The organism is Actinoplanes sp. NPDC019969 (assembly GCF_055562375.1).
This window is the reverse complement of record NZ_JBVHFK010000001.1, coordinates 222,173-236,721: the sequence shown is the minus strand read 5'-3', so window position 1 is coordinate 236,721 and position 14,549 is coordinate 222,173. Positions and strand designations below refer to the sequence as shown.

The following is a 14,549-nucleotide window of genomic DNA, read 5'->3' as shown; positions in this document are numbered from 1 at the left end:
CCTAGAAATCTCCCTCCGCCACCTGGAACACGGTCAGGCCGAGCTCGCGCCACATACGTACCACCTGCTGACGGTCGTCGAACACTCCGACGATCCGCCATCTGTCCCGGACCTCCTGGTCGAAGATCTCCCGCTTGACGATCGAGTCCTTGCGGCTGTCGCCTTCCGGGCGCATGAACAGGCCCTCGTACGGCACCCCGACGAACAGCTCCAGCCACGCCTCGGTCTCCGCCCGGCACACCGCGTCCCGCCCGGAGCAGAAGACAATCGCGTGCCCGGCCGCGTGCATCGCCCGGACCGCCGTGATCACCGATGGGTTCGGCTCGTCCTCGCCGACCCGGCCCCAGTCGTACGGGCTCCTGCCGTTCATCAGCGCGACCGTCCCGTCGATGTCGACCAGCACCGCCTCCGGCAGCTCCGGATCCGGCCGGTACACCACCCCCGGCCCGCCGCGGTCGACGAACGGCACCGGCAGCGGCAGGTTCTTGCCGGCCAGGTAGCGGTCGTGCAGCCGCCGGATCGGGCCCTCGCCGACCCGCTCCTGTTCGGGCCGGTCCGCGTCCCGCCGGACGCACTCGTCCACCGGCACGTCGGTGAAGTCGTGCACCTCGAACGACGCGCCGAACCGGGCGGCCATCTCGCCCCACTCCCGGACCGTCTTGGCGCGCAGGTTCGTGTCGTCGACGATCACGCTGCCCCGGGCCCGCAGGAGCGCCTCCACCGCCGCCCGCTGCGCCCGGGTCACCTGGGCCTCGGCGACCTGCGTGTAGAGCCGCCTGCCGTGCAGCATCCACCGCAGGTCGTCCCGGTTGACCCGGACCACGCCCGGCTGCAGTTTGCGGGCGAACGTGGTCTTGCCGGAGGCCGGCAGGCCCCGCGTGATGAGAAGCCGTGTCACTGATCCTCCTTGACGACCGCCGGCCGGACCCGCTGCCACAGGCCGGGACGGTAGTCCTTGCCGTCCAGCCGCAGGAACAGCTCGCTGCGGAACTCGGTACGCACGGCCTCGGCCGCGAACTCCTTACGGCCCCAGCCCTCCGGCAACGAGGTGACGATCTTCTCGTACGCCGCCTCGACCGCCGCCGCCCGCTCCTCCACCGCCGTGGTGAGCTCCTCGGCGACAGCCTGGACCCAGACGTGGAACTCGTCCGGGAGCGGCTCGGTGAGCGCCGCCAGGTCACCGCCGTTGGCGAGGATGTCCCACACCGTGCGGGGTGTGAGACCGGTCACCAGCCGGTGCAGGCGTACGTAGTCCGCGTACTTGATCTTCACCCGCTGGTCGGCCTCGGTGAAGTGCACGACCAGACCCTCCCGGCCGGCCCGCGGCGGGGCGGCCAGCGCCTCGGCGAGACTCGCGTACGTGAACGTCTCCACCACCGGCCCCGGCCAGCCCGGCACCGCCTCCGGCCCGTGACTGCGGCCGGTCGCGATCTCCACGGCGCCGAGCAGGATCAGGTCGTCCAGGCCCTGGTAGTCGACGACGATCCGGTTCTCCGGGTAGACGATCTCGACGAGCACGGTCAACCCCTGCGGGGGTACGAAGGACGCGTACCGCGTACGCAGCAGTTCCGTGGCGTGCCGTGCCTGGTCGGAGGCGAAGGACCCGCGCGTGGCGACGGCGTGGCCGGAGCCGTCGTGATAGATCACACCGAGGCTGCCGTCCGCCTTGTCGGTGACCGTCACCGCCGCGCCCGCGTCCAGCGCCGGCGCCTGGCTCTGGTCGTGGTTGAAGAACTTCGGGAACGGCCGGGCCAGAACCCGGCCGGCGGCGTCCACCACCAGACCCCGGCAGGCCAGCGTCACCGGCGTCCAGGCGCTGTTGTACTGGCAGGACTCGGTGTAGTTGTAGATGCTCAGCGGCAGCGCGGGGTGGCGCTGCACGCGGACGAGCCCGTTGCCGATCGCGGCGGCCAGCTCGGCCGGATCGAGGACGTCGTGCAGCAGCGTCATGGGGGTGTGCCTTCCCGGGAATGTTCGGAGGGAGGCTCACGTTAACCAGCATGAATCCGGTTGCGCCTCCTGATTTCCGGCCGGTACGGGAGGCATGGCAGACTGGTACATCGGCCAAGAAGGGTTCCGGTTCACGCCGCTCCATCAGGACGGCGACCCGGCGACCCGAACTTTCGAGAGGGACCGAGAAGACATGAAGAGCGGCATCCACCCGGAGTACACGACCACCGAGGTCATCTGCTCCTGCGGCAGCAGCTTCACCACCCGCAGCACCGCCAAGGGCGATGAGATCCGCGTCGAGACCTGCAGCGCCTGCCACCCGTTCTACACCGGCAAGCAGCGCGTCCTCGACACCGCGGGCCGGGTCGCGAAGTTCCAGGCGAAGTACGCCAAGGTGACTGCCGCGAAGAAGAAGTAACTGCTTCAACGGCGCCCGTCCCGGTCTCGGGGCGGGCGCCGTTCGCATGTGTGGTCCGCTTTTCCATCCGGCTCGGGGAGAGACCGATGAGCAACGACCGTCTGACCGCGCTTCTCGACGAGTACATGGACCTGGAGAAGCGGATGGAGGACCCGTCCATCCACGCCGACCAGGCGCTGGTCCGGCGGATCGGCCGCCGGTTCGCCGAACTGGCCCCGCTCTACGCCGCCCACCAGGAGCTGGAGGCGGCCCGCGCCGACCTGGCCGCCGCCAAGGAGCTGGCCGCCGAGGACCCGGCGTTCGCGTCCGAGGTCGAAGCGGTCGCGGCCGCCCTCCCGGCGCTGGAGGAGAAGCTCGGCGAGATGCTGATGCCGCGCGACCCGAGCGACGCCAAGGACGTGATCATCGAGATCAAGGCGGGCGAGGGCGGCCAGGAGTCCGCGCTGTTCGCCAGTGACCTGCTGCGGATGTACACCCGGTACGCGGAACGCCGCGGCTGGGCCGTCGAGGTGATCGACTCACAGGAGTCGGACCTCGGCGGCGTCAAGGACATCTCGGTCGCGGTCAAGACCAAGGGCGTGCCCGAGGGCGGTCACGGCGTGTGGTCCCGGATGAAGTGGGAAGGCGGCGTGCACCGGGTGCAGCGGGTGCCGGTCACCGAGTCGCAGGGCCGGATCCACACCTCCGCCGCCGGCGTGCTGGTGCTGCCCGAGGCCGAGGACGTCGACATCGACATCCAACCCGGTGACCTGCGGATCGACGTGTACCGCTCGTCCGGCCCCGGCGGGCAGTCGGTCAACACCACCGACTCCGCGGTCCGGATCACCCACCTGCCGACCGGCACCGTGGCGAGCTGCCAGAACGAGAAGAGCCAGCTCCAGAACAAGGAGGCGGCGATGCGGATCCTGCGCTCCCGGCTGCTGGCCCAGGCCCAGGAAGCGGCTGACGCGGCGGCCGGCGACGCCCGCAAGGCCCAGGTGCGTACGGTCGACCGCTCCGAGCGGGTCCGCACCTACAACTTCCCGCAGAACCGGATCACCGACCACCGGATCGGCTACACCGCGTACAACCTGGATCTGGTCCTCGGCGGCGAACTCGACGGGGTCCTGGACGCGCTGGCGGCGGCCGACCGGGAGGCCCGGCTGGCCGGCGACACCGAGCTCACCCGCCGGTGATCGTGCTGATCACCAGCCGGCCGGCGGAGTAACAGGCCAGGTAACGGCCGGAGTTCGAGCACCGCCCGGCCCCGACCAGCGGGATCTCGCCGAGCAGGGTGATCTTGCCGGTCGCCAGGTCGAGCCGGCGCACCGCGGCGGGCCGGGGGTCCGGCGGCTCGTTGTGCAGGTAGAGGATGTGGCCGGCGCCGGGCTCGGGGTACACCGCCCAGCCCCGGATCGCGGAACCCCGCTGCTGCCCGGTCGTCGCGTCGCGCAGCACCGTCTCGGGGTCGTAGCCGGCGTCGTTGGTCAGCAGGACCGCGCCGCTGCGGGTGGAGAAGGCGCTCGGAAAACCGGGGCCGGTCCAGCGGAGCGCGCCGGTCCGCGGGTCCAGCGCCTCGAAGGACGCCACGTCGACGAGGCAGACCACCGGCCCGCAGTCGTGGGCGGAGGTGCGCTCGTTGCCGCTGCGGGACCAGAGTCGCTCCAGGGTGTCGATCCGGTAGGCGGTGACCGAGCCGGCGCCGGCCGTGGTCCGGTTGACCAGGAGCAGCCCGGCCGCGGCCACCATCGAACTGCCCCCGACATTGGCCGCGGCCCCGACGTCCCAGGGGATCCGGGCGGTCACCAGCGGGACGCCGTCGGCGTAGTTCAGCACCGTGACGGCGCCGTCGCGGGTGACGACGGCCATCCGGACCGGGGTGTGGCGCTGGTACTCGAGGACGTACTCCTCGGCGGCGTGCAGGTCCCGCTCCCAGATGACCGTGCCGGTCCGCGCATCGACCAGACGCGCCTTCGTCAGCAGGCCCTCGTCGCCGCGGTCGGTGAGGAGCAGGGAGCCGCGACCGGCGGCGTACTCGTAGCCGCCGGGCCGTTCCCACAGATCCCGGCCGGTGGCCGGATCGATCGCGATCACCGAGGTCGAGAACGTCAGCAGGCTGGTGCTGCCGTCGGTGTTGGTGGCCCGGGCGGTCCGCTCCGCGCCGGGCATCAGGATCACCCCCGCGGTGGCGGCCGACTCCAGCGGGAAGACCCGCTTGGTGAGCGACCGGGTCCAGCGGGCCGTGCCGGTCGCCGCGTCGACGGCGCTCAGCACGTTCTCCCAGCCGCTGAACCGGTGCAGGTAGAGCGTCTCGCCGTCGAACCCGATCTGGTCCGACTCGGTCATCACCGTCGACCACAGCTCGTGCACCTGCGGCGGAACCGGCCGGGCCGAGGCGCCGAGGGCCAGCGCGCACACGCCCGCCAGCACGGCCAGCAGGAGCCGCCGGAACTCGCCGACCGGGAGACGACCGCGCCGCTCCGGCCGGTCCGGGGGCACACCGGAGACGTCACCCAGGTCGATCACCGGCAGCGTCATACCGTCGGTTTCCGGTTGGCGGCGGCCGAGGCCAGGGCGGCGCTCAGGCCGCGACCGTTCGCCCCGACCTCGGACCAGCCGGAAGCCAGGCCGATCGGGGTGCCCGGAACCAGGGCCTGCCAGTTCTCCGTGCCGGCGGCGGTGCCGATCCGGCGGGCCACCTCGGCCGCCTGATGCGGGCCGGCGCCCGGCAGGACCAGCACGAACTCGTCGCCGGCGAAACGGGCCACGAAGTCGCCACGGCGCATCACCCGGTGCAGCACCCCCGCGATCCGCTGCAGCACCAGGTCGCCGCAGTGCCGGCCGTGCCGCATGTTGACGGTGGTGAACCCGACCACGTCACACACACCGACCGCGGCCCGCTCGCCACGGGACAGCAGCGAGTCCACGTACCGCTCCAGCTGGCGGCGGTTGGGCAGGCCGGTGAGCGGGTCGGTCAGGGTCTCGTCGCCGTAGCGGCCCGGGTCACGGTGGCTCTCCTGGGCGTCCAGCCGGGCGGCCACCCCGTCCAGGTAGCCGTCCCGCAGCTGGTCGATCCGGAGGGCGGCGAGGCGGAACGCGTACCGGTCGGCGGCGTGGGCGGCGGCGTGATCGCCCGCGCTGGCATGGCAGATGCTGCGCAGCCGGGCCGGCTCCGGGGCGCCCAGCACCTCGGCGGAGACCGGCACCGCCTCCAGCATGGCCAGCGCCTGACCCGGCCTGCCGGCCGCGATCGCCAGGCACACCGAACCGAGATGCCGCAGGTCACGGGTGCGGGCGCTGTCGCCGCCGCCGGTCAGCCAGCGGGCCGCGTCCGGGCCGGTGGGCTCACCGAGGGCGGCGCGGCGGGCGAGGGCGTATCCGTACACCGTGCGGCTGCCCGGCCGCAGCTGGTCGGTGGCGACGTAACGGGACAGCTCGGCGTCGATGTCCCGCAGCACCCGCAGGCAGCCGTCGGTGTCGCCCTGATGATCCAGCGCGACCGCGTTGCGCAGCCGGATGCCGGGAGCGGCGAACACCTCCGGCGCCAGCCCGGCCGAGGCGCCCACCTCGCGGGCCTGCTCGATCGCGGTCAGCGCCTGGCCGTGAAAACCCAGGTACGAGTACGCCATGGCGAGGTCGTGCCAGCCCCACGCGGTCTCCGAGTCCCGCTCCGGCACGGCGGCCAGGGCCCGGGCCGCCTGCACCAGGTGGGTGACGCCGCGATCCAGGTTGCTCAGCAGATGGGCGGCCAGAGCGGCGAACGCGTGCATCTGGCCGCGCAGATAGGGGTCGGGCACCTCACGGACCGCCTCGGCGGTGGCGGCCATCGCGGCCGCCAGCTCCGCGGCCCGGCCCAGGTTGATCAGCGCGCCGAAACGCTGGACCAGCGCGTACGCCCGGGTCTGGGGATCGGCGGCGGTGGCGAGCACGTCGTCCAGGATCGGCAGCGCCGCCGCGGACTGGCCGTTCTGTTGCAGGTGACCGGCACGCCGAAGGTCCTCGACGTGTTCCGCGAGCTGGTCCAGCCAACTCACCGAAACAGCCACCCCATCGTGTGCCTCCAACAGTCCCGCCGACGGCCTCGCGTGCGCGACGTTCCATGATTATGCCGTGACACCGCGACACGAACAGCCCCTGGAAGGCACGGATCGGGCCAGGTTGGCACCCGAGCTGGCAACGGCCACCGTCGATCTCGGCGCGGCCGGGGTGGCGTCGCCGCGGGTCGACGCCGAGCTTCTGGCCGCCCACGTGCTCGGAGTCTCCCGAGGGCGGCTGATGCTGACCGACACGATCCGGTCCGGCGAGCTGGCCCGGTTCCGGGAGTTCGTCGCCCGGCGGGCCGCACGGGTCCCGTTGCAGCACCTGCTCGGCACCGCCGCGTTCCGCTATGTGGAACTCGCGGTCGGCGACGGCGTCTTCGTGCCGCGCCCGGAGACCGAGCTGCTGGCAGGCTGGGGCGTGGAACGGGTCACACCCGGCGCGCTCGTGGTCGACCTGTGCAGCGGCAGCGGGGCGATCGCCGCCGCGGTCGCCGACGAGACGAAGGCCGGCCGGGTGATCGCCGTGGAACGGTCGGCGGCCGCGCTGCCCTGGCTGCGCCGCAACATCGCCGGCTACCCGGTGGCCGAGGTGGTCGAGGGCGACGTCACCGACCCGGAGCTGCTGTCCGGGCTGCGCGGATCGGTGGACGTGCTGCTGTGCAACCCGCCGTACGTGCCGGACGGCACCGCCGTCCCACCCGAGGTGTCCGGGCACGATCCGGCCGAGGCCGTCTTCGGCGGCGGCGACGGGCTGGAGGTGATCCGGCCGGTGATCGCACTCGCCGCCGCCCTGCTCAAACCGGGCGGGTCAGTCGGAATCGAACACGACGACGTGCACGGCGAGGCGGTGCCGGACCTGCTCCGCGCCGACGGCCGGTTCATCGAGGTGACGGCCCACCGGGATCTCACCGGGCGTCCCCGCTACGCGACCGCCCGCCGCCGGTAGGACACCACAGCGCCACATGGCAGACTGCATCCCGTGATGCTCTACGACTGCGCCACCGTCGCGGACCGGGACCGTGGCATCGCCGCCGCCGTCGAGGCGGCCAAGAGCGGCGAGCTCGTGGTGCTCCCCACCGACACGGTCTACGGGGTGGGCGCCGACGCGTTCGCCACCCACGCGATCACCCAGCTGCACCACGCCCGCGGCTCCGACCGCCGGACGCCGCCGCCGGTGCTGGTCGGCTCCCGGCACACCCTGGACGGGCTGACCTACTCGCTGCCGCGTGCGGCCCGTGAGCTGGCCGACGCGTTCTGGCCCGGCGCGCTGACCATCATCGTGGAGCACTCGCCCAGCCTCACCTGGGACCTCGGCGACACCGGAGGCGCCGTGGCGGTCCGCATGCCGCTGCACCCGGTCGCCCTGGAGGTGCTGCGCGAGGTCGGCCCGATGGCCGTCACCACCGCCAACAAGCTCGGCTCGCCCGCCCCGCTCACCGCGGAGGAGGCCCGCGACCAGCTGGAGTACGCGGTCCGCGTCTACCTGGAGGCCGGTCCCGCCCTCGACCCCGCGCCGAGCACGATCGTCGACGTCACCGGCGACGGGCCCCGGGTGCTGCGGGCCGGGGCGATCCCGCTCGAGAAGCTTCGTGACGTGGTTCCGGACATCGTCGATGGGCAGGACTGAGTTGGCACCGTTCACCGTTCTGCACGTCTGCATGGGCAACATCTGCCGGTCGCCGATGGCCGAGCGCCTGCTGGCCCGCGCCGTCCGCGACCGGGCCGGTGACGCCGACGGCGGCCTGCTGCTGCGCAGCGTCAGCGCCGGCACCGGTGGCTGGCACGAGGGCGAGGAGATGAACCCGCCGGCCGCCCGGCTGGTCCGCGCACGCCGCGGCTCCGACGAGAACTTCCTGGCCCGCAAGCTGCGCGGCGACTTCATCGACGAGGCCGACCTGATCCTCACGGCCACCGCCGACCAGTACGACTACGTGGTCGCGCTGCGCCCGGACGCCGCCGACCGCACCTTCGTGCTCGGCGAGTTCGGCCGGCTGCTCAACGGGGTCGACGGGGGCACGCTGCCGCCGTCCGAGCCGAAGCCGGAGGCGATCCACGCCCGCGGTGTGGCGATCGTCGAGGCGGCCGCCCGGCTGCGCGGCGCCGACGCCCCGCAGGCCGGCGACGACCTGGACGACCCGTGGGGCCGCGGCGACCAGACGTTCCACCGGGTCGCCGACGAGATCGAGGACACCACGATGCCGCTCGCGGCGTTGCTCCTCCCGTGACCTCCACCGGCGACAACCCCGCGCTCCCCGCCGACGGAAACCTCGCGATCCGCGCCGGCGACAACCCCGCGTTCTCCGCCGACGGGAACCCCGCGATCCCCGCTGGCGGCAAGCCCGGGGGCGACCGTCTCGCGCGGCCCGACGCTGACGGGCTGCGCCGGGCGGCCGAGATCCTGCGCGCCGGATCGGTGGTGGCGTTCCCGACCGAGACCGTCTACGGGCTCGGCGCCGACGCCTTCTCCGAGCAGGCGGTCGGCGAGATCTACCGCCTGAAGAACCGGCCCTCCTGGAATCCGCTGATCGTGCACGTCGCCGACGTGGCGGCGGCCCGCGCCCTGGCCGCCGAGTGGCCGGCGGCCGCCGACGACCTCGCGGCGCGGTTCTGGCCGGGGCCGCTGACCCTGGTCGTACGCCGGGCCGCGCACCTGCCCGGCATCGGGGCGGCCAACGACACGGTCGCCGTCCGGGTGCCCGCGCACGAGGTGGCGCTGCGGCTGCTCGAAGCCGTCGGCCTCCCGCTCGCCGCCCCCAGCGCGAACCGCTCCGAAGGCATCTCCCCGACCACCGCCGAGCATGTCCTCCGCAGCCTGCCCGAGGTGCCGCTGGTGCTCGACGGCGGCCCGTGCTCCTGGGGCATCGAGTCGACGGTCCTCGACCTGACCGGGGAGATCCCGCGGCTGCTGCGGCCGGGCGCGCTCAGCCTGCGGGTGCTGCGCGAGGCGGTGGGCCGGATCGCGCTGCCGGAGTCGGAGACCGCGGACGGGACGGCCCGGCCGTCGCCCGGGATGAGCCGCCGGCACTACGCGCCGCGTGCCTGCGCGATCCTCTGCAAGGACGTGCGGGACGCCGACCGCTCCGGCCTGCCCGAGCCGATCGCCACCCTGACCTACGAGGGCGGCGACGGCACCGGGGCGTCCGGCGGCACCGAGGTCCTTTCCGCGGACCCGCGGGAGTACGCCGCCGACCTGTACGCGGCCCTGCACCGCCTGGACGACGCCGGCTTCGCCACGATCCTGATCCAGGAGCCGCCGCAGACCGAGGACTGGCTGGCCGTCCACGACCGCCTGTCCCGCGCCACCGCTTAGATCCGGCCGGTTGTCAGGGCTGTCTCAGCGCCGCTGAGACAGCCCTCAGAGCCGGCCGAGGGGTAACCGCGACGTGCATGCATGGCCCGCACCCGCGGGCCGGCCGGGAGGGAACGCCTGCCGGGGCCGCCGCGAGGCACGGGACTCTGCGTGGCCCGTACCGAAAAAGGGTCTATGTCCTGGTGGCGGCGGTGCGGGTGATGTTGCGGGCCATGCCGTTGAAGACGATGCCGTGGAACGGCAGCACCGACGCCCAGTAGAGGTGGCCGGCGAGGCCGCGCGGCAGGAACACCGCCCGCTGGTGGTAGACGCTGCCGCCGTCCGGGGCCGGCTCCGCGCGCATCTCCAGCCAGGCCCGGCCCGGCACGCGCATCTCGGCGCGCAGTCGCAGCAGCGCGCCGGGCTCGATCTCCTCGACCCGCCACCAGTCCAAGGCCTCGCCGACGCGCAGGTGGTGCTGATCGCGGCGGCCGCGGCGCAGGCCGACGCCGCCGGCCATCCGGTCCAGCCAGCCGCGCACCGACCAGGCGAGGGGGAATGAGTACCAGCCGTTCTCGCCGCCGACGCCCTCGATCACCCGCCACAGCCGGTCCGGGCTCGCGGCGACCGGGCGGGAGCGTTCGTCGACGTAGATGCTGCCGCCGGACCAGTCCGGGTCGCTGGGCAGGGGTTCGGCGGCGACGTCCAGGCCGGAGGCGGTGGACCAGCGGGTCTCCACGTCGGCATCGCGGATCTTGCCGAGGGCCAGCCGCACCGATTCGTCGAAGCCGAGCGGCGGCGGGCCGGGAAGCAGGGCGGCCAGGTCGTTCTCGTGCGCGACGGCCTCGTGGATCAGGCTGGCGACCAGGGGCCGGGCGATGGCGTTGGGGACCGGGGTGATCAGGCCGACCCAGTGCGCGGAGAGCCATGGGCTGAGCACCCGGACCGGCAGGATGACCCGGCGCGGCAGACCGGCCACCCGGGCGTAGCGCTGCATCATCTCGGCGTAGGTGAGCACGTCCGCGCCGCCGACGTCGAACCCGCGGTTGACCTCGGGCGGGAGGGCGATGGCGTCGATCAGGTAGCGCAGCACGTCCCGGACCGCGATCGGCTGGATCCGGTTGTGCACCCAGCGCGGGGTGACCATGGCCGGCAGGCGTTCGGTGAGGTAGCGCAGCATCTCGAAGGACGCCGACCCGGAGCCGATGATCACCGGGGCGCGCAGGACCGCCGTGGGCACGCCGCTGTCCAGCAGGATGCGGGCGACCTCGGCGCGGGAGCGCAGATGGGCGGAGGGTCGCTCGTGCGCGGGCGGCTCCGGTCCGCCGAGATAGATGATGCGGCGTACGCCCGCCGCCCGCGCCGCCGCCGCGAAGTTCCGGGCGGCCTCCCGGTCGAGGCGCTCGAAGTCCGGCCGGCCGAGCGAGTGCATGAGGAAGTAGGCGACGTCGACGCCCTCGAACGCGCCCGGCAGCGTCGCCGGGTCGGCGAGGTCGCCCTGGACGATCTCGGCGCGGCCGGCCCAGGGGACGTCGCGCAGCCGGCCGGGACTGCGTGCCAGACATCGCACCTGATGGCCGGAATCGAGGAGTCGCGGGGCGAGGCGGCCACCGATGTACCCGGTGGCGCCGGTGACGAGGCAGCGCATAACCGCAGAGTGTGCCCACGAAACGGCCCGGTGAAGCCATATGCTCGAAACCGGAAGGCTCCTCGAGTTCCGGGAGGCCAGGGTGGGCACCTTCTGGGGGCCGGACTTCGCGGCACTGGAGCGCGAGGATCCGGAGATCGCCGCAGTTCTCGTCGACGAGGTGGGCCGCCAGCGGGACACCCTGCAGCTGATCGCGAGCGAGAGTTTCACGTCGCCGGCGGTGCTGGCGGCGCTCGGGTCGACGCTGTCGAACAAGTACGCCGAGGGTTATCCGGGGGAGCGCTACTACGGTGGCTGCGCGCCGGTGGACCGGGCCGAGCAGCTGGCGGTCGAGCGCGCCAAGGATCTGTTCGCGGCGGAGCACGTGAACGTGCAACCGCACTCCGGGGCGTCGGCGAACCTGGCGGCGTACGCGGCGCTGGCCGAGCCGGGCGACGTGGTGCTGGCGATGGGCCTGCCGCACGGTGGGCATCTGACCCACGGGAGCAAGGCGAACTTCTCCGGCAAGTGGTTCCATCCGATCGCGTACCGGGTGGCGCCGGACACCGAGGAGATCGACTACGACGAGGTACGGGATCTCGCGCTCGCGCACCGGCCCAAGATGATCATCTGTGGGGCGACCTGCTACCCGCGGCTGATCGACTTCGCCCGGTTCCGTGCGATCGCCGACGAGGTGGGGGCGTACCTGCTGGTCGACGCCGCGCACTTCATCGGCCTGGTGGCGGGACGGGCCGTGCCGTCGCCGGTGCCGTACGCCGACGTGATCACCGCGACCACCCACAAGGCGCTGCGCGGCCCGCGCGGCGGCATGATCATCTGCCGGGGCGAGCTGGCCCGGCGCATCGACAAGGCGGTCTTCCCGTTCGCCCAGGGCGGGCCGATGATGCACGCGGTGGCGGCGAAGGCGGTCGCCTTCCGGGAGGCCGGGACACCGGAGTTCCGGGGGTACGCCAACCAGACCGTCCGCAACGCCCGGGTGCTGACCGAGGGGCTGACGGCCGAGGGCATGCGCCCGGTGACCGGCGGCACCGACACCCACCTGGCGGTGCTCGACCTGCGCGATCTCGGCGTCACCGGGCGGGACGCGGAGGCGCGGTGCGCGTCGGCGGGCATCGCGCTCAACAAGAACCCGGTGCCGTACGACCCGGAGCGTCCCGCCGTGGCGTCCGGTGTCCGGATCGGCACGCCGAGCGTCACCTCCCAGGGCATGCGGGAGGGCGAGATGCGGCAGATCGCCCGGCTGATCGGCCGGGTGGTGCGGGAGGGCGCCGGCACCCCGGCCGGGGAGGCGGTGCTCCGGGAGACGGCGGCCGAGGTGTCCGGCATCGTGGGATCCTTCCCGCCCTATCCGCTCGACACGGAATTGCTCGCGGATTCCGCGGTGCAACGGTGAATCGGGCCCGATTTCGAATTCCCGGATAGTTTTCCGGGTACGGCGCCTTAACGCTCCATAACCGGACGTGGGCGTGTTTCCGGCGTGATCCGGGCGTGGTGATAACGTGACGCGCCGTCGCGCATGTGGTGGCGTGACGGCGAGGGAGGTTCTGTGGTGAGCGAGGCGCCCGCCGATCCGCGCTGGCGGATCGAGCACCTGCCGTTCCTCACCGCGGTCTCGACGGCGCTGCTGCTCTGCGCGGCGTCGGCCGGTTTCCTGGCCGGCGGGACGGACGCGGCAGTCGGCGCGGCCCTCGGCGTCCTGATCGTCACGGCGAGTTACACCATGTCGACGGTGGTGATCGCCTGGGCGGACACCGTGCGACCGGGTTTGCTGATGCCCCTCGGGCTGCTCACTTATGTGGTGAAATACACCTTGTTCGGGATCATTCTGGTCTTCGGGGTGTCCAGCGACTGGGCCGGCAAGAAGCCGCTGGGCTACGGCGTCGTGGCCGGCGTCGTCGTGTGGACCGGTGTGCAGGCCTGGTGGGTGCACCGCCGGACCATGCGGAAGTGATCTAGGGCACCTCAAAGCACCTGGTCAGCGAAGTGAAAAACGGGCAAGCCGCCACGATCCGGTGACCTGTTCGCACGTGCCGTGTTCCGATTTGGCGCGACAGGAGTACCGTGTCCAGTCAGTTGCGAGACCCCTGACGCCTGGACAACTACGGTTGTGCGGGGGGTCCCGCTTAGCTTCGTGTTTCCTGCTGATATCGTTCGGGCCGTCATGACCGGCCAGAAACCTCCCTACGAATCTCGCGGTGACGACAATCAAAACCGGCCGCCCGACACGGGCGCTGGGATGACCGCACTGTCGTATCTCATCGCGGGCATTCTCGTCTGGGGTGGAATCGGCTGGCTGATCGACTACTTCGTCGGAACCACGGGCATCTTCGCCGGCCTCGGCGCTGTCCTCGGGGTCGCCGGTGCTGTCTACATCATCGTGCGCCGGCTCGGCGCCTGACAGGAAAGGGCCAAGGTGATCGGTCAGTCGACGGTCCTCGCAGCGGATGTACCGTTCCCGCCCAGCGTCGAGGATTTCTACCTGCCCAGCATCCTGCCGTGGGGCGCTCACGACAGCTACTGGTTCACCAAGATCACTGTGCTGGTCTGGGTGGCGGTCGCGGCGATCATCATCTTCTTCCTGGTGTCCTACCGGAAGCCGCAGCTGGTCCCGACCAAGAAGCAGTGGATCGCCGAGAGCCTCTACGGCTTCGTGCGCAACAACATCGCGGTCGACATGATCGGGCCGCAGGGCGTGCGCTTCGCGCCGTACCTGACGTCGCTCTTCTTGTTCATCCTGGTGAACAACTTCTTCGGCATCGTGCCACTGATCCAGATCTCGCCGATGTCGCACATCGCCTTCCCGGCCGTGCTCGCGGTGCTCAGCTACGTGATGTTCATCTGGGTCGGCATCAAGAAGCACGGCATCGCGTACTTCAAGCACGCGGTCGTCCCGAACGCGCCGCTCGGCATCCTGCCGCTGCTGGTGCCGATCGAGATCTTCTCGAACTTCGTCGTCCGGCCGTTCTCGCTGGCCGTTCGTCTCTTCGCCAACATGTTCGCGGGCCACATGCTGCTGCTCGTGTTCACCCTCGGCGGCTTCGCGATGATCAACGCGAACGCGCTGCTGGCGCCGGTCTCGGTGCTCTCCTGGGTGCTCACGATCGCGATCACCTTCCTCGAGTTCATGGTGATCTGCCTCCAGGCCTACGTCTTCACAGTGCTGACCGCGAGCTACGTCCAGGGTTCGCTCGCCGACGAGCACTGAGTAGTACCCAAGCTCCAAGT

Annotated in this window: 15 protein-coding genes; 10 read left to right on the top strand and 5 right to left on the bottom strand. The window is 72.1% G+C overall.

Annotated elements, in window-relative coordinates; genetic code table 11:
* Window position 1: 1 nt before the first annotated feature.
* Window positions 2–898, bottom strand: coding sequence for a phosphatase domain-containing protein (locus tag ACZ3II_RS01035; RefSeq protein ID WP_465515578.1), 897 nt, complete (start codon window positions 896–898; stop codon window positions 2–4).
* On the bottom strand, window positions 895–1,950 hold the full coding sequence (locus ACZ3II_RS01030; RefSeq protein ID WP_465515577.1) for an RNA ligase: 1,056 nt from the start codon (window positions 1,948–1,950) through the stop codon (window positions 895–897). Before ACZ3II_RS01030 ends, ACZ3II_RS01035 begins: the two co-directional genes overlap by 4 nt.
* 193 nt (window positions 1,951–2,143) lie before the next feature.
* On the opposite strand from ACZ3II_RS01030, the gene rpmE reads away from it, so the two are divergent.
* Together rpmE and prfA are read left to right on the top strand one after the other, a co-directional pair.
* Window positions 2,144–2,368 carry a 50S ribosomal protein L31 gene (gene rpmE, locus ACZ3II_RS01025; protein ID WP_089291415.1) on the top strand — a complete coding sequence of 75 codons (225 nt, stop codon included), beginning with the start codon at window positions 2,144–2,146 and terminating at the stop codon, window positions 2,366–2,368.
* A gap of 86 nt (window positions 2,369–2,454) precedes the next feature.
* Window positions 2,455–3,543, top strand: a complete 1,089-nt coding sequence (prfA, locus tag ACZ3II_RS01020; RefSeq protein ID WP_465515576.1) for a peptide chain release factor 1 — start codon at window positions 2,455–2,457, stop codon at window positions 3,541–3,543.
* Here prfA and ACZ3II_RS01015 read toward each other — a convergent pair.
* Window positions 3,530–4,885 carry an outer membrane protein assembly factor BamB family protein gene (locus ACZ3II_RS01015; protein WP_465515575.1) on the bottom strand — a complete coding sequence of 452 codons (1,356 nt, stop codon included), beginning with the start codon at window positions 4,883–4,885 and terminating at the stop codon, window positions 3,530–3,532. The two genes, prfA and ACZ3II_RS01015, sit on opposite strands and share 14 nt — an antisense overlap.
* Window positions 4,882–6,381, bottom strand: coding sequence for a GGDEF domain-containing protein (locus tag ACZ3II_RS01010; protein ID WP_465515574.1), 1,500 nt, complete (start codon window positions 6,379–6,381; stop codon window positions 4,882–4,884). The genes ACZ3II_RS01015 and ACZ3II_RS01010 overlap by 4 nt, the downstream gene beginning before the upstream one ends.
* A 76-nt stretch (window positions 6,382–6,457) precedes the next feature.
* Here ACZ3II_RS01010 and prmC point away from each other — a divergent pair, with 76 nt between their 5' ends.
* From prmC to ACZ3II_RS00990, 4 genes are read left to right on the top strand one after another with little or no spacing between them, the layout of a single operon-like run.
* A complete protein-coding gene (gene prmC / locus ACZ3II_RS01005; RefSeq protein WP_465515573.1) occupies window positions 6,458–7,333 on the top strand; it encodes a peptide chain release factor N(5)-glutamine methyltransferase in 876 nt (291 codons plus the stop codon).
* Between the two features lie 36 nt (window positions 7,334–7,369).
* A complete protein-coding gene (locus tag ACZ3II_RS01000; RefSeq protein ID WP_465516572.1) occupies window positions 7,370–8,014 on the top strand; it encodes an L-threonylcarbamoyladenylate synthase in 645 nt (214 codons plus the stop codon).
* A gap of 1 nt (window position 8,015) precedes the next feature.
* Window positions 8,016–8,612: an arsenate reductase/protein-tyrosine-phosphatase family protein gene (locus tag ACZ3II_RS00995; RefSeq protein WP_465515572.1), complete on the top strand. Its 597-nt coding sequence runs from the start codon at window positions 8,016–8,018 to the stop codon at window positions 8,610–8,612.
* The gene (locus tag ACZ3II_RS00990) at window positions 8,609–9,697 is read left to right on the top strand and encodes an L-threonylcarbamoyladenylate synthase (protein WP_465515571.1); all 1,089 of its coding nucleotides are present in this window, start codon (window positions 8,609–8,611) and stop codon (window positions 9,695–9,697) included. Before ACZ3II_RS00995 ends, ACZ3II_RS00990 begins: the two co-directional genes overlap by 4 nt.
* 172 nt (window positions 9,698–9,869) lie before the next feature.
* Here ACZ3II_RS00990 and ACZ3II_RS00985 read toward each other — a convergent pair whose 3' ends face one another.
* Window positions 9,870–11,324: an SDR family oxidoreductase gene (locus ACZ3II_RS00985; protein ID WP_465515570.1), complete on the bottom strand. Its 1,455-nt coding sequence runs from the start codon at window positions 11,322–11,324 to the stop codon at window positions 9,870–9,872.
* Window positions 11,325–11,406: 82 nt separating this feature from the next.
* On the opposite strand from ACZ3II_RS00985, the gene ACZ3II_RS00980 reads away from it, so the two are divergent.
* The 4 genes from ACZ3II_RS00980 (at window position 11,407) to atpB (ending at window position 14,529) form a co-directional block, all read left to right on the top strand.
* Window positions 11,407–12,717 carry a serine hydroxymethyltransferase gene (locus ACZ3II_RS00980; protein WP_465515569.1) on the top strand — a complete coding sequence of 437 codons (1,311 nt, stop codon included), beginning with the start codon at window positions 11,407–11,409 and terminating at the stop codon, window positions 12,715–12,717.
* Between the two features lie 123 nt (window positions 12,718–12,840).
* Complete coding sequence (locus ACZ3II_RS00975; RefSeq protein WP_465515568.1) at window positions 12,841–13,275, top strand: hypothetical protein; 435 nt, start codon at window positions 12,841–12,843, stop codon at window positions 13,273–13,275.
* 210 nt (window positions 13,276–13,485) lie between these two features.
* Complete coding sequence (locus tag ACZ3II_RS00970; protein ID WP_465515567.1) at window positions 13,486–13,722, top strand: AtpZ/AtpI family protein; 237 nt, start codon at window positions 13,486–13,488, stop codon at window positions 13,720–13,722.
* A 15-nt stretch (window positions 13,723–13,737) separates the two neighbouring features.
* Window positions 13,738–14,529 (top strand): F0F1 ATP synthase subunit A, encoded by a 792-nt coding sequence (gene atpB / locus ACZ3II_RS00965; RefSeq protein ID WP_465515566.1) that lies wholly within the window; start codon window positions 13,738–13,740, stop codon window positions 14,527–14,529.
* The last annotated feature ends 20 nt before the right edge of the window (window positions 14,530–14,549 follow it).

Excerpts from the sequence above, each read along its gene's own strand:
- ACZ3II_RS01030 (WP_465515577.1), bottom strand. The coding sequence starts at position 1,950 with ATGACGCTGCTGCACGACGTCCTCGATCCGGCCGAGCTGGCCGCCGCG.
- rpmE (WP_089291415.1), top strand. The coding sequence starts at position 2,144 with ATGAAGAGCGGCATCCACCCGGAGTACACGACCACCGAGGTCATCTGC.
- prfA (WP_465515576.1), top strand. The coding sequence starts at position 2,455 with ATGAGCAACGACCGTCTGACCGCGCTTCTCGACGAGTACATGGACCTG.
- ACZ3II_RS01015 (WP_465515575.1), bottom strand. The coding sequence starts at position 4,885 with ATGACGCTGCCGGTGATCGACCTGGGTGACGTCTCCGGTGTGCCCCCG.
- ACZ3II_RS01000 (WP_465516572.1), top strand. The coding sequence starts at position 7,370 with ATGCTCTACGACTGCGCCACCGTCGCGGACCGGGACCGTGGCATCGCC.
- ACZ3II_RS00985 (WP_465515570.1), bottom strand. The coding sequence starts at position 11,324 with ATGCGCTGCCTCGTCACCGGCGCCACCGGGTACATCGGTGGCCGCCTC.
- ACZ3II_RS00975 (WP_465515568.1), top strand. The coding sequence starts at position 12,841 with ATGTGGTGGCGTGACGGCGAGGGAGGTTCTGTGGTGAGCGAGGCGCCC.
- ACZ3II_RS00970 (WP_465515567.1), top strand. The coding sequence starts at position 13,486 with ATGACCGGCCAGAAACCTCCCTACGAATCTCGCGGTGACGACAATCAA.